The sequence below is a fragment of the Streptomyces tritici genome, assembly GCF_048500665.1.
GTDB classification, from domain to species: domain Bacteria; phylum Actinomycetota; class Actinomycetes; order Streptomycetales; family Streptomycetaceae; genus Streptomyces; species Streptomyces tritici.
The window spans coordinates 5,683,992-5,697,972 of the sequence record NZ_CP183183.1; the positions used below are offsets into that span (position 1 = coordinate 5,683,992).

At 72.3% G+C, this 13,981-nt stretch carries 15 protein-coding genes; 13 read left to right on the forward strand and 2 right to left on the reverse strand.

Annotated features, from left to right (window positions below):
- Positions 1-267 precede the first annotated feature (267 nt).
- From ACNJ93_RS26040 to ACNJ93_RS26100, 13 genes are all read left to right on the forward strand, one after another.
- A complete protein-coding gene (locus ACNJ93_RS26040; RefSeq protein ID WP_418959876.1) occupies positions 268-678 on the forward strand; it encodes a hypothetical protein in 411 nt (136 codons plus the stop codon).
- 225 nt (positions 679-903) lie between these two features.
- Positions 904-1,428: a hypothetical protein gene (locus tag ACNJ93_RS26045; RefSeq protein WP_418959877.1), complete on the forward strand. Its 525-nt coding sequence runs from the start codon at positions 904-906 to the stop codon at positions 1,426-1,428.
- Positions 1,429-1,502: 74 nt separating this feature from the next.
- Complete coding sequence (locus ACNJ93_RS26050; RefSeq protein WP_418959878.1) at positions 1,503-2,687, forward strand: peptidoglycan-binding protein; 1,185 nt, start codon at positions 1,503-1,505, stop codon at positions 2,685-2,687.
- A gap of 5 nt (positions 2,688-2,692) precedes the next feature.
- Positions 2,693-3,568 carry an ABC transporter ATP-binding protein gene (locus ACNJ93_RS26055; RefSeq protein WP_418961524.1) on the forward strand — a complete coding sequence of 292 codons (876 nt, stop codon included), beginning with the start codon at positions 2,693-2,695 and terminating at the stop codon, positions 3,566-3,568.
- Positions 3,565-4,773: an ABC transporter permease gene (locus ACNJ93_RS26060; protein ID WP_418959879.1), complete on the forward strand. Its 1,209-nt coding sequence runs from the start codon at positions 3,565-3,567 to the stop codon at positions 4,771-4,773. Before ACNJ93_RS26055 ends, ACNJ93_RS26060 begins: the two co-directional genes overlap by 4 nt.
- 89 nt (positions 4,774-4,862) lie before the next feature.
- Positions 4,863-5,114, forward strand: coding sequence for a thiamine-binding protein (locus tag ACNJ93_RS26065; RefSeq protein WP_418961525.1), 252 nt, complete (start codon positions 4,863-4,865; stop codon positions 5,112-5,114).
- A gap of 44 nt (positions 5,115-5,158) precedes the next feature.
- Positions 5,159-5,497, forward strand: a complete 339-nt coding sequence (locus ACNJ93_RS26070) for a helix-turn-helix domain-containing protein (RefSeq protein WP_418961526.1) — start codon at positions 5,159-5,161, stop codon at positions 5,495-5,497.
- Positions 5,498-5,653: 156 nt separating this feature from the next.
- Positions 5,654-6,163 (forward strand): 2-oxo-4-hydroxy-4-carboxy-5-ureidoimidazoline decarboxylase, encoded by a 510-nt coding sequence (gene uraD / locus ACNJ93_RS26075; protein ID WP_418959880.1) that lies wholly within the window; start codon positions 5,654-5,656, stop codon positions 6,161-6,163.
- Positions 6,163-6,561: a hydroxyisourate hydrolase gene (gene uraH, locus ACNJ93_RS26080; RefSeq protein WP_418959881.1), complete on the forward strand. Its 399-nt coding sequence runs from the start codon at positions 6,163-6,165 to the stop codon at positions 6,559-6,561. The genes uraD and uraH overlap by 1 nt, the downstream gene beginning before the upstream one ends.
- Before the next feature lie 5 nt (positions 6,562-6,566).
- Positions 6,567-7,490, forward strand: coding sequence for a factor-independent urate hydroxylase (pucL, locus tag ACNJ93_RS26085; RefSeq protein WP_418959882.1), 924 nt, complete (start codon positions 6,567-6,569; stop codon positions 7,488-7,490).
- A 67-nt stretch (positions 7,491-7,557) separates the two neighbouring features.
- Entirely contained in the window at positions 7,558-8,967 is a 1,410-nt protein-coding gene (locus ACNJ93_RS26090; RefSeq protein ID WP_418959883.1) for a nucleobase:cation symporter-2 family protein, read from the forward strand.
- A gap of 48 nt (positions 8,968-9,015) precedes the next feature.
- A complete protein-coding gene (locus tag ACNJ93_RS26095; protein ID WP_418959884.1) occupies positions 9,016-10,407 on the forward strand; it encodes an 8-oxoguanine deaminase in 1,392 nt (463 codons plus the stop codon).
- A gap of 477 nt (positions 10,408-10,884) precedes the next feature.
- Positions 10,885-12,234: a nucleobase:cation symporter-2 family protein gene (locus ACNJ93_RS26100; RefSeq protein ID WP_418961527.1), complete on the forward strand. Its 1,350-nt coding sequence runs from the start codon at positions 10,885-10,887 to the stop codon at positions 12,232-12,234.
- A 92-nt stretch (positions 12,235-12,326) separates the two neighbouring features.
- Here ACNJ93_RS26100 and ACNJ93_RS26105 read toward each other — a convergent pair whose 3' ends face one another.
- Together ACNJ93_RS26105 and ACNJ93_RS26110 are read right to left on the reverse strand one after the other, a co-directional pair.
- Positions 12,327-12,932: a hypothetical protein gene (locus ACNJ93_RS26105; RefSeq protein WP_418959885.1), complete on the reverse strand. Its 606-nt coding sequence runs from the start codon at positions 12,930-12,932 to the stop codon at positions 12,327-12,329.
- Between the two features lie 118 nt (positions 12,933-13,050).
- Complete coding sequence (locus ACNJ93_RS26110) at positions 13,051-13,896, reverse strand: MBL fold metallo-hydrolase (protein ID WP_418959886.1); 846 nt, start codon at positions 13,894-13,896, stop codon at positions 13,051-13,053.
- Positions 13,897-13,981: the final 85 nt, after the last annotated feature.

A 13,981-nucleotide genomic window follows, 5' to 3' on the forward strand; every position in this document is an offset into this window, starting at 1 on the left:
GTCCGGTAATCGGGGAAGATCCACAGGGAATACACAGCTCAACTTATTCCGCCCCGCCGGATGACCGGCGCATATGCGCCGACGGAATCGGCCGGGCCCGGGCGGAGACTTTTCCGCGGAATGGCCGATTCGCCGTGCAGGCCGCGATCATGAAAGCCCGGTGAGAATTGACATGCTCTTCACGTGCTGGGAAGAATCGCGGTGCCCGCTGAGTCGGCGGGAAAAAAGGTCCGAACCATTCGGACAAGAATTGGGGGAGAAATGAGCATGCGCAAGAGCCTGGCCGTCGCCGGCGCGAGCGCCCTGCTGGCGCTCGGTTCCACCGTGGCGATGGCGCCCTCCGCGCAGGCCGCCCCGGGCGGCCAGGCGACCGCGGTCGCACGGTCCGCGCAGGGCGAGGTCACGTCCGGCGTGGCCGTCGGCAAGTCGCTCGACAAGTCCCTCGGCGCGCCGGCGGCGGCCCAGGGCGAGATCAGCGCCCAGGCCAACTGCTGGAACGGCCGCACGTCGGGTCGGTACTTCTACATGACCTGCTCCGGCAACGGCTACCGCGTCTACGTGGACTGCTCCAACGGGTACCGGTACACCTTCGGCACCTACTACTACGGCACCTGGAACCACACCCTGAGCTGCCCGTACGGCACCAACGCCATCTGGGGCGGCTCGATCGGCGGCTGAACCAGCCGCCCGTGAGGGCGACCGGCGCAACCGGGTCGAATTCGTGGACCGTCCGGACGGTCCACGAATTCGACCTCTTCGTATTGTGTGACCGGCAGTGCCCGGCGCCGCTCGTTCTCATCCATTTCTCATAAAGCTCTCATCGGCGTCTCGCCGGCCCTTGGCAATCATGATCTCGCGCACCACCGGTGCGGAATTCAGAAGTGTGCGACAAGGGAGACGACGTTGAAGCTGCAGCCGTTAAACCGCCTGGTGCTGACCTCCGTCGGCGTCCTGCTCTCGGCCGGCCTGCTGGCCGGCTGCGGCGACGACGGGAAGTCCGGGGTGCCGACCGGCGGCGGCAAGCCGACCGCGAGCGAGAACGCCCAGCAGGCCCCCGGCTCCGGGGAGCCCGACGCCGACGCGCTGAAGTTCGTCCGCTGTCTGCGCGAGAACGGACTGAAGGTCGACGACCCGCAGAGCAACGGCAACGTGTCCATCCAGGTCACCGAGACCCAGGACCAGGCCAAGATCGACAAGGCTCAGAAGGCGTGCCGGCAGTTCACCGACCAGGGCGGCAGCGGTGGCGGGGCGGCCGACGGAGGCGAGAGCGAGGAGCAGAAGACCTGGCGGCTCAAGGTCGAGGCGTGCATGCGCGCCAAGGGCTTCGAGATGGGCAGCATCAAGCCCGGCCAGGAGAAGAAGCACGAGACCGCGACCCGCGCGTGCTACCAGGAGGCCGGACCGGTCCCGGGGCAGGGCGGGCAGTGACCGTGACGGAGACCTCGGCAGCGCCGCCGGGCGAAGCGGGCGGTGCGGACGCGGCCGGTGTGCAGGCGGCCGGTATGGATCGGACCGGCACGGACGCGGCCGGTGCGGGCGAGGGCGCCGGGCGCCGGTCGCGGCGGGCCCGGGTGCTGCTCGCGTCCTGCGTGGCCGTCGCCGCCGTCGCCACGGCCGGGGCCGTGGCCCTCGCCGCCCGGGGCGGCGAGGAGGCGCCGGCCGGCGGGCCGCCGCCCCCGGCCACCGCGCCGGTCACCCGCGGCGACCTCACCGCCTCGGACACCCTGGACGGCACGCTCCGGTACGGCGACGAGGTCTTCCTGCCGAACCGGCTGGCCGGCACGGTGACCTGGCTCCCGGAGCCGGGCACGCAGGTGGCGCGCGGGGCCGTCCTGTACCGGCTCGACGAGAAGCCCGTCGTCCTGCTGTACGGCGAGGTCCCGCCGTACCGCGCCTTCGAGGAGGGCATGGACGACGGCGGCGACGTCGAGCAGCTGGAGCGGAACCTCGCCGCCCTCGGCTACACGGGCTTCGACGTCGACGAGGAGTTCACCGCCCGTACCGCCGCGGCCGTCAAGCGCTGGCAGAAGGACCTCGGACTGCCGAGGACCGGCGAGCTGGAGCTCGGCCGCGTGCTGTTCGCCCCGCAGGCGGTACGCGCCGGGGCGCCCGAACGCCGGCCCGGCACCGAGGCGCAGAACGGCAGCCCCGTCCTGGCCACCACCAGCGCCGAGCGCTCGGTGACGGTCAAGGCCACGATGGCGCAGCAGCAGCTGCTCACCGCGGGCAAGCGGGTGGAGGTGCTCCTGCCCGGCCGCGACGCACCGGTGCCCGGCAAGGTCACCACCGTCGGCACGGTCGTCGGAGGCGACGGCGACGGCGGGGACGGCGGCGGTGGCGACGGCGACGGGAACGGGGGAGACGGCGGGGACGGCGGCGGCGACACCAAGGGCGGCGACCGGACCGTGACCGTGCGGATCGCGCTGCTCGACCAGAAGGCCGCCGGCACGCTCACGTACGCGCCCGTGCGGGTCCGGGCCGAGAGCGAGCGGCGGCGCGGGGTGCTGTCCGTGCCGGTCGCCGCGCTGCTCGCGCTGCGCGAGGGCGGGTACGGCGTCCAGGTCGTCGCGGCCGACGGGTCGACCCGGATCCTGCCGGTCACCGCGGGGCTGTTCAGCGGCGGCCGGGTCGAGGTGTCCGGCGCGGGCGTCACCGAGGGACTGAAGGTGGGGATTCCGGCGCTGTGAACGTGATCAGTGAGGTGACCGCCACGGCGTCCGCCGGGGCGCCCGCCGGGACGGACGCGGACGGCCGCGCCGTCGTCGAGCTCGCGGGCGTGACCCGCACGTACCCGGGCAGCCCGCCCGTCCACGCGGTCCGCGAGGTGTCGCTGCGGATCGGGCGCGGCGAGCTGGTCGCCGTGGTGGGCCCGTCCGGCTCGGGGAAGTCCACGCTGCTGAACCTGATCGGCACCCTCGACCGGCCGTCGTCGGGACGGGTGCGGATCGCCGGCTACGACGTGGACCGGCTCTCCGACCGGGAGCTGTCGGCGCTGCGCGCCGAGCACATCGGCTTCGTCTTCCAGCAGTTCTTCCTCACGCCCGGGGTCAGCGCGGTCGGCAACGTGGCGGAGGGCCTGCTCTACACCGGCCTCTCCCGGCGCGACCGGATCGCCGCCGCCACGGAGGGACTGCGCCGGGTCGGGCTCGGCCACCGGCTCACGCACCGGCCCCACGAGCTCTCCGGCGGCGAGCGCCAGCGGGTCGCGCTGGCCCGCGCGGTGGCCGGCCGGCCGAGCCTGCTGCTGGCCGACGAGCCCACGGGCTCCCTCGACACCGCCTCCGGGGCGGCCGTGGTCGAGCTGCTCCGCGAACTCCACGCGGACGGCACGACCGTCGTGGTCATCACCCACGACACCGAGCTCGCGGCCCGCCTCCCGCGCCGCGTGACCATGCGCGACGGCGCCCTCGTCACCGACGAGCGGGAAGCCGCACCCCTCCCCGGCACACCCGGGAGAGCCGCGCGCGCCGCCGACGGCGCCCCGGGCGTCACCGCCCCCCAGTCCGGCGGCCGTCGCACACCCCCAGGCGACGGCCGCCACCGCCCCGTCGAGGAGGACCCCCGATGAGCGCCCCCCTTCCGACGCTCCGGCCGGCCCGGCTGCGGGCGGTGGACATGCTGCGGCTGAGTCTGTCCGGGCTGCGGGCCAAGCCGATGCGCGCGGTGCTGTCGGCCGCCGGGATCTCCATCGGGATCGCGGCGATGGTCGCCGTCCTCGGGATCTCCACCTCCAGCCGCGCCGAGCTGCAGGCCACCCTCGACACCCTCGGCACCAACCTGCTGCGCGTGGAGGCGGGGGAGTCCCTGACCGGGCAGCGGACCGCGCTGCCGCCGCAGGTCACCGGCATGGTCCGGCGCGTCCCGCCGGTCACCGACGCCAGCGCCGTGGCCGCCCTCGACGCCAAGGTCTACCGCTCCGAGCTCATCCCGAAGCAGGAGACCAACGCCCTGGAGGTGTTCGCGGTCCAGCCCGATCTGCTCGTCACCCTGGGCGTGCGTCCCGCGCAGGGCGCGTGGCTCAACCGGGCCACGGGCCGCTACCCGGCCGTGGTGCTGGGGTCCGCGGCGGCCCGCCGGCTGGGCGTGATCCGGCCCGAGCCGGGCTTCCAGATCCTGGTCGGCGGCCGGCAGTTCACCGTCGTCGGCGTCCTGGAGCCCTCGGTGCTCGCGCCCGAGCTGAACAGCGCGGTGCTCGTCGGCTTCGAGGCCGCCCGGCGGAACCTGGAGTTCGACGGCCGGCCCACCGCGCTGTACCTGCGCGCCGAGGAGCACGCGGTCGCCGACGTACGCGCGGTCCTGGCCCGCACCGTCAACCCGGAGCAGCCGGACGCGGTGCGGGTGGACCGCCCCTCGGACGCGCTCGCCGCGAAGCTCGCGGCGGACGAGGCGTTCACCGGACTGCTCCTCGGCATCGGGGCGGTGGCGCTGCTGGTCGGCGGGATCGGCGTGGCCAACACCATGGTCATCGCCGTCCTGGAGCGCCGCGGCGAGATCGGACTGCGCAGGGCACTGGGTGCCACCCGCGGGCAGGTGCGGAACCAGTTCTTCACGGAGTCGCTGGTGCTCTCCGGACTCGGCGGCTGCGGCGGCGCCCTGCTCGGCCTGGCGATCACCGCCGGGTACGCCCAGCACCGCGGCTGGCCGCTGGCCCTGCCCGCGACGGCGGTGGCGGGCGCGGCCCTCGGCACCCTGGTCATCGGCGCCGTGGCGGGCCTGTACCCGGCGATGCGCGCGGCCCGCGTCTCGCCCACGACGGCCCTGGCCACGGCCTGAGGTGCGAGGTCTCGGTCGAGGTCTCGGTCGAGGTCACGGCTCCGGGAGGCTGCCGCTTCCCGCGCCCCGGCCAGTAGCGTGGTGCCATGGTGCGTTTGAGAGTGGAGTTCACGACCGAGCCGTTCGACCTCGACGAGGCCCCGGCGCACGCGGTCGTGGCCCGTGAAGTCATCCAGTCGGCCGAGCTGGACGCGGTCGACGTCGGCCCCTTCGGCAACACGGCGGAAGGGGGTGCCGACCAGGTGCTGACCGCCGTCGACGCCCTGCTGCGCAGGTCGCTGGAGGCCGGCGCCACGCGGGTCTCCCTCCAGGTCAACGTGATCGAGGAGGGCGGCCGGTGACCGAACACCCCCTGATCGCGGCGGTGAAACCGCTGGTCGACGCGATGGGCGCGGAGATACTGGGCCCGGACCAGGCCGGGACGGACGACGTCGTCCTGTCCTGGGAGGGCGAGGACGTGCTCGCCGTACGGCTGCCGCAGCTCTCCGACTCCCTGGACCACATCCTGGCGGCCATGGAGCGCCGGCACGGCAAGCCGCTCGCCGAACTGGACCGCAAGAGCAAGCAGGAGGTCGTCCGCATCCTGGAGGCACGCGGTGCCTTCTCCGTGCGGCACGGTGTGGAGACGGTGGCCGGGGCGCTCGGCGTCAGCCGGTTCACGGTCTACAACTACCTGAACAGGGAGACCGCCCTGAACAGGGAAAAGTCGCCCAAGAGCGACTAGTCGATCATGTTCTGCCACAAGCCGTCGTCCACATGCCGGGACGACGGCTTCTGTGCGAGCAGATTTTCAACAAAGTGTTGACGTGTTGTTGCGGAGGGCGTTAGCTATCCGCAGCCCGTCCGACGCACAGCGAAAAACAGCCACGGAGGCTTTCCCGTGACTTCAGGTACGACACCGGGCCTCAACCGGTTCAACACCTCGGCGGAGAGCGACGCCGTCGCGGCCCTGCACGAGGTGTGCTCCAGCTCGGCGTGGGGGAGCAAGCTCCTCGCCCAGCGCCCGTACGCCACCGCCGAAGACCTCTTCCGCGCCAGTGACGCCGCCATGGCCGAACTGACCGCGGACGACCTGGCCGAGGCGATGGCGGGCCACCCGCCGATCGGTCGTCCGAAGCCCGGGGACCCGACCTCCTCCCGCGAGCAGAGCGGGATGGCCGGCGCCTCCGACCGGCTCAAGGCCGAGATGCTCGAACTGAACCTGGCCTACCAGGAGAAGTTCGGTCATGTCTTCCTCATCTGCGCCACCGGCAGGTCCGGCGAGGAGATGCGTGACGCGGTCCGCGAGCGGATCACGCACACGCCCGAGCAGGAGCGGGAGATCGTCCGCACCGAACTGGGCAAGATCAACCGCATCCGGCTGACCCGTCTCGTGGAGGAAGAGAACTGATGAGCACGGCAACGACCGCCTCGGTGTCCACGCACATCCTGGACACCAGCATCGGCCGCCCCGCCGAGGGCGTCGCGATCTCCCTGTCGGCCCGCTCCGGCTCCGACAAGGAATGGACGGCGCTCGGCGGCTCCGCCACCGACGCCGACGGACGGTGCAAGGACCTGCCGGCCCTGCCGGAGGGGACGACCCACGTACGTCTCGACTTCGAGACCGAGGCGTACTTCCTGAGCAAGCAAGCCAAGCAAGCCGAGGCGCAGCAGGACGCCCCCGCGAATCGGGACAGCGGTGCGTTCTTCCCGGAGGTGGCGATCACGTTCGCCGTCGTTCCGGGCGAGCACTACCACGTACCGCTGCTGCTCAACCCGTTCGGCTACTCCGTTTACCGAGGGAGCTAGCAGACATGCCCACGATTCTCGGCCAGAACCAGTACGGCAAAGCAGAGAACCGCGTCGTCAAGATCACGCGGGACGGCGCCACCCACCACATCAAGGACCTGAACGTCTCGGTCTCCCTCTCCGGCGACCTCGACGACGTCCACCTCACCGGCTCCAACGCCAACTGCCTGCCCACCGACACGACGAAGAACACCGTGTACGCCTTCGCCAAGGAGTACGGGATCGAGTCGGCCGAGCAGTTCGGCATCCACCTGGCCCGTCACTTCGTGACCAGCCAGGAGCCCATCAAGCGGGCCCGGATCCGGATCGAGGAGTACGCCTGGGAGCGGATCGCCACCTCCGAGGCCAACTCCCGCTTCATCGGCGCCGACGAGGTGGCCCACTCCTTCGTCCGCCAGGGCCAGGAGACCCGCCTCACCGAGATCACCTACGACGGCCGCAACTGGCAGGTCATCTCCGGTCTCAAGGACCTCGTCGTGATGAACTCCACCAACTCGGAGTTCTGGGGCTACATCAAGGACAAGTACACGACGCTCCAGGAGGCGTACGACCGCATCCTGGCCACCCAGGTCTCCGGCCGCTGGCGGTTCAACTGGACCGACGACGAGCAGCGGATGCCCAACTGGGAGAAGTCCTACGCCGAGACGAAGAAGCACATGCTGCAGGCCTTCGCCGAGACGTACTCGCTCTCCCTGCAGCAGACGCTGTACCAGATGGCCACGCGGATCATCAACCACCGCGCGGAGATCGACGAGGTGCGCTTCTCGCTCCCGAACAAGCACCACTTCCTCGTCGACCTCGAGCCGTTCGGCCTGAAGAACGACAACGAGGTCTACTTCGCCGCGGACCGCCCGTACGGCCTGATCGAGGCCACCGTGCTGCGCGACGGCGCCACGGCGCACATCCCGGTCGACATGACCAACCTCTAAAGCGGCACCGAGCAGCGGACCCCGCCCGCCCGCAGTCGGGCGGGGCCCGCCGCACCGGAGGGAACCCATGGCACAGCCTGCAAAGGGGCCGGCAACCGCCGAAGGCCCGTGTTCCACCCCACCGGACAGCGTGAACCCGTCCGTCCACCCGGTGGATGAAAAGCTCCCCGCCTCGCGGCTCGTCCCCGCGGCACTCCAGCACATCGCCGCCATGTACGCGGGCGTCGTCACCCCTCCGCTCATCATCGGCCAGGCGGTCGGCCTGGACGCCGCCGGCATGACCCGGCTCATCGCGGCGAGTCTGCTCATCGCCGGCTGTGCCACGATCCTGCAGACCATCGGCGCCGGCCGCTTCGCCGGCAACCGGCTGCCCTTCGTCAACGCGGCCTCCTCCGCGGGCATCGCACCGATGCTCGCCATCGCCGAGACCACCGCCCCCGGACACCAACTCCCCGCCATCTACGGCGCGGTGATGGTCGCCGGAGCGTTCTGCCTCGCCGTCGGCCCGTTCTTCGGCCGGCTCCTGCGCTTCTTCCCGCCGCTCGTCACCGGCGTCGTGATCACCCTCATCGGCGTGACCCTGATGCCCGTACCGGTGAGCTGGGCCCAGGGCGGCGACCAGGACGCCGCCGACTTCGGCGCCATGAAGTACCTGGCCCTGGCCGCGTTCACCCTCGTCGTCATCCTGTTCTTCCAGCGCTTCGGCAAGGGCTTCGTCAAGCAGATCGCCCTGCTCCTCGGCCTGTTCCTCGGCACGCTCGCCGCGATCCCCTTCGGGATGGCCGACTTCACCGCCCTGCGCGAGGCCCCCGTCGCCGCGCTGCCCACGCCCTTCGCCTTCGGCGCCCCCGAGTTCCAGCCCGCCGCGATCCTCTCCCTGTGCATCGTGATGCTGGTGCTGATGACCGAGTCCAGCGCCGGGATGCTCGCCCTCGGCGAGATCTGCGAGCGGCGCAGCGACGGCCGCACCATCACCCGCGGCCTGCGCACCGACGGCATCGCCACCCTGCTCGGCCCGGTGTTCGGCGGCTTCCCCACCTCGGCCTTCGCGCAGAACGTCGGCGTCGTCTCGCTCACCCGCGTCCGCTCCCGCTACGTCGTCGCGGCCGCCGGCGGAGCGCTGCTCGTCCTCGGCGCCTTCCCCGTGCTCGGCGCGGTCGTCTCGCTGGTCCCGATGCCCGTCCTCGGCGGCGCCGGCATCGTCCTCTTCGGCTCGATCGCGGTCTCCGGCATCCGCACCCTGTCGGAAGCCGGCCTGGACGACAGCTCCAACATCATCCTCGTGGCCGTCGCGCTCGGCGCGGGCATCATCCCGCTCGCCGCGCCCACGTTCTACGCCCAGTTCCCCGCCTGGGCGCAGACCGTGCTCGGCTCCGGCATCAGCGCCGGCGCGCTCGTCGCGGTCACACTCAACCTGTTCTTCCACCACCTCGGCACCCGGAGCCGTCCCGCGGTCCCGGCACTCACATCCTCCTAGGGTCCTGCCGTGCCCACTCCGACCCCCCGGAATGAAGGAAGCCCCGCCATGGCAACACCTTCGGCAGCCCCCCGGCGCATCGTCATCGAGAACGCGGCGATCGCCACGGTCGACGCCCACGACACCGAGTACGCCACCGGCCACCTCGTCGTCGCCGGCAACCGGATCGAGTCCCTCGGAGCAGGCCGGGCCCCCGAGGGCCTGGAGAACGTCGTCCGCCGGATCGACGCCACCGGACACCTGGTCACACCCGGACTGGTCAACACCCACCACCACTTCTACCAGTGGCTCACCCGCGGACTGGCCACCGACCACAACCTGTTCGACTGGCTCGTCGCCCTCTACCCGACGTGGGCGCGGATCGACGAGTCGATGGTCCGGGTCGCCGCGCAGGGCTCGCTCGCGATGATGGCCCGCGGCGGCGTCACCACCGCCATGGACCACCACTACGTGTACCCGAAGGGCTGCGGCGACCTGTCCGCCGCCGTCATCGGCGCGGCCCGCGACATGGGCGTCCGCTTCACCCTCGCCCGCGGCTCCATGGACCGCAGCGAGAAGGACGGCGGGCTGCCGCCGGACTTCGCCGTGGAGACCACCGAGGGCGCGCTCGCCGCGACCGAGGAGACGGTGTGGACGCACCACGACGCCTCGTTCGACTCGATGACGCAGATCGCGGTGGCCCCCTGCTCCCCGTTCTCCGTCTCCACCGAGCTGCTCCGCGAGGGCGCCGCCCTCGCCCGCCGGCTCGGGGTGCGCCTGCACACCCACGGATCGGAGACCGTGGAGGAGGAGAAGTTCTGCCACGAGCTGTTCGGCATGGGCCCGACGGACTACTTCGAGTCCACCGGCTTCCTCGGCGAGGACGTGTGGATGGCGCACTGCGTCCACATGAACGACTCCGACATCGCCGCCTTCGCCCGGACCCGGACCGGCGTGGCGCACTGTCCCTCGTCGAACGCCCGCCTCGCCGCCGGCATCGCCCGCGTCCCGGACCTGCTCCGGGCCGGCGTCCCGGTCGGCCTCGGCGTCGACGGCACCGCGTCCAACGAGTCCGGCGAACTGCACACCGAACTGCGCAACGCGCTCCTGATCAACCGCCTCGGCGGGCACCGCGAGGCCGCGCTCACCGCCCGCCAGGCCCTGCGCCTCGGCACCTTCGGCGGTGCGCAGGTCCTCGGCCGCGCCGACAGCATCGGCTCCCTGGAGCCGGGCAAGCTGGCCGACCTCGTGCTCTGGAAGGTCGACGGGCTCGCCCACTCCTCGATCGCCGACCCGGTCTGCGCGCTGGTGCTCGGCGCCGCCGCCCCGGTCACGGCCTCGTTCGTGAACGGCCGGCAGATCGTCGAGAACAGCCGGCTGCTGTACGCGGACGAGGAACAGCTCGCCCGCGACACGCGCGCCGAGGCCCGTCGCCTCGCCCGGATCGCCGCCCAGGGCTGATCCGGCGGCGCACGGCCGGCCCCGTTCCCGGGCCGGGCGCGGCGCCCGCGCAGTACCCAGGATTTCCGCGGCCGCACGCCGGACGCGGAGGAAGAGTCCGGTCGAGGGGGACGGCCCTCGACCGGTCTGCCACGGTCCCGAGCGGGGTCCGTGGCAGCCGGACGGGGGGCGTCCGTACCGCTCGCGGTACGGCGCTCCCCGGACGGTCACCCCCCATGCCCGCACCACCTGTTCCACCCCGTACGTGTTCCCCCTCGGCACGCGGACCGCTGTACACCCCCTGAGCCTCATGAGCCGCAACAGTGAGGCGCACCACCGCACCACCAGCACCCCCCTCCCTGAAACCTGCGTCGCGCCGACGTGTAATCGACCGGAGGAACCGCCGTGGCCGCTGAGCCCCAGGTTCGCAATGCAGACAGCGCCGAACCCGTCGACCGGAGCAAGCATCCGGTCGACGAGACCCTGCCCCCTTTGAAGATGCTCACCAGCGGCCTCCAGCACGTGGCCGCGATGTACGCGGGCGTGGTGGCCCCGCCGCTCATCGTCGGCGCCGCCGTGGGCCTGTCCGGAACGGAGCTGACGTTCCTCACCGGCGCCAGCCTCTTCACCGCCGGACTCGCCACCTTCCTGCAGACGCTCGGCGTCTGGAAGATCGGCGCGCGGCTGCCGTTCGTCAACGGCGTCACCTTCGCCGGCGTCGCGCCGATGCTGGCCATCGTCGACACCGCCGACGACAAGGCCGACGCCCTTCCGATCATCTTCGGCGCGATCATCGTCGCCGGACTGCTCGGCTTCATAGCCGCCCCCTACTTCTCGAAACTGGTCCGCTTCTTCCCGCCGGTCGTGACCGGCACGGTGATCACGCTCATCGGCGTCTCGCTGCTGCCCGTCGCCTTCGGCTGGGCCCAGGGGCCCAACCCCAGGGCCGAGGACTACGGTTCGACCACCTATCTGACGCTCGCCGCGATCACCCTCGTCGTCGTCCTGGTCCTGCGCCGCTTCACCACGGGCTTCCTGAAGCAGATCGCCGTGCTGGTCGGCCTCGTGATCGGCACCCTGATCGCCATCCCGTTCGGCGTCACCGACTTCAGCCCGGTCACCGAGGCGGACATCGTCGGCTTCCCGACCCCGTTCCACTTCGGCGCCCCGCAGTTCGCGCTCGCCGCGATCATCTCCATGTGCGTCGTGATGCTCGTGTCGATGACCGAGTCCACCGCGGACATGCTCGCCCTCGGTGAGATCGTCGACCGGCGCGCCGATGAGAAGACCATCGCCGCCGGTCTGCGCGCGGACACCCTCGGCTCCGCGATCAGCCCGCTGTTCAACGGCTTCATGTGCAGCGCCTTCGCGCAGAACATCGGTCTGGTCGCGATGACGAAGATCCGCAGCCGGTTCGTGGTCGCCTGCGGCGGCGGGTTCCTGGTCCTGATGGGCCTGTCGCCCGTCGCGGCCTCGCTGATCTCGGTCGTGCCGCGGCCGGTGCTCGGCGGCGCGGGCGTCGTCCTGTTCGGCTCGGTCGCCGCCAGCGGCATCCAGACGCTGGTGAAGGCCGGCCTGGAGAAGGACAACAACGTCCTGATCGTGGCCGTCTCGCTGGCGGTCGGCATCATCCCGATCACGGAGCCGGAGTTCTACCACGCGTTCCCGGAGACCGCGAAGATCATCCTGGACTCGGGCATCTCCACCGGCTGTGTCGCGGCGGTGCTGCTCAACCTGATCTTCAACCACATCGGCAGGCACCGGGACGACGACCAGGTCACCGCGCCCATGGAGCCGGGCGAGGAGATCTCCGGCACCGCGGCGGCGAAGGCGGCCCACGTCCACTGACCGTGAGGTCCCTCCGTTCCCGCGGTCTCCGCCCTCCGAGCCGGTCCCCGTCGCACCCGTGCGGCGGGGACCGGCGTCGTACGGGACGGGCGTCACGACCCGCGCCCTCCCCGCTCCTCCCCGGCCGCCACACGCCGCCGGCACTCCTCCGCCAGCCCTGGGTAGGCGTCGGCGATCGCCTCGTACAGCCGCCGGTCGAGCAGCCGACCCGCCTCCGCGAGGCCGACGTCGCCGAACAGCCCGTCGAGCAGCGCCTCGTAGCGCTTCAGGGCGTGCCGCAGGTAGTTGACCTGCCAGCGGACCAGCGCGGCCGGAGTGATCTCGGCAGGACCGCCGGCCGCCCCCAGCAGCCTCCGGTGGCGCACGGCCCGCCGCGCGAGCTCGGGCCCTGGAAGCCGCGGTACGGCGATGGGCTCCGCGCCGATCGCGGCGAGGACGGCCTGCCGCCGCGCCTGCGCACCCGCGGCCGCCGCGGCGGACCGACTGCCCCCGGGAGCCCGGGCGCAGAGCGCGAACTCCTCCGTCCGCTCCACGGCTTCCACCCGCGCCAGCAGATACAGCCGCACGGGCGCGAGCGACCAGCGCCGCGGGCTGCGCCCCTGCACGTCCGGCTCGCCCAGCAGGCTCCGCACCATGGTGTCCGTCCACCCGCGCCTGCGCAGCCCGGTCAGCGTCGTGTACGTCGTACGGTCCGTCATGAATCCCCCACATTCGATCACGGAGAGTGACGAACCCAGTGAACCGCACCCCACTGACAACGCCCCCGCCGAGCCGGACGCCGTCGGGACCGGCCCGCTCAGCGCCGAACGGCCGGGATCACGCCTGGAGGAAGGGCTCCGTCAGGTGCGGGGTCGCCAGGTGCAGCGTGGTGGCGGCCTCGCGCGCGAGCATCCGCTCCCGCGACCGCCTGGCCGTCTCGGGGTCCGCCTCGTGCGCGTAGGCCAGCCCGGGGTGCAGCAGCTGGAGTGCGTGCACGAGGAGATCGCCGGTGACGAGCGCCAGTTCACGCCCGTCGGCGACCAGCACGCTCTGGTGTCCGGGGGTGTGGCCGGGCGTGGCGACCACGCGCCCGGTGCGCAGCGGCGTGTCTCCGTCGAGGAGGCGGAGCCGGCCGGCGGCCGCGAGCGGATCGGTGAGGGTCTCGCGCAGCTGGGGGTTCAGTGTGTCGAGGGCCTCGAACTCGGCCCGCTGGAGCAGGTATGCGGCGTTCGGGAAGTAGGGGCGGAGGCCGCCCGCAGAGGCGTCGCCGTCCGCCGACGGGACGGCCGCCTCGCTCACGACCGCCCAGCCCACGTGGTCGGTGTGCAGATGCGTGAGCACCACCGTGTCGACCTCGGCCGGGTCGATGCCCGCCGCGGCCAGCGACTCGGGCAGCACGCCGGGCACGGGCGCCCACGCGCGCGCCGGGCCGTCCGCCGGGCCGATCCCGGCGTCCACGACGGTGAGGCCCTTGTCGCTCCGGATCGCGTACGCGCGGAACTGGAGCCGCCAGCGGCCCTCGGCGTCGACCGAGCCCGGGTCGTGACGGTCGGCCGCCGCCCACTGGTCGGCCGTCGCGTCGGGGAACGCCTCGGCGCGCGGGGAGAAGAACGGTCCCTCGCCGTCGGCGAGCGCGATGATCTCGGTCGAGCCGATCCGGAGGCGGGGAACGCTGGGGGACATGCCCGCGATCCTGCCACGCCTCCCCGGGGCGCGGTGATCCGCCTCCGTCGGCGGCCCGCCCCCTTGCCGCATCTCCTCCCCCTGT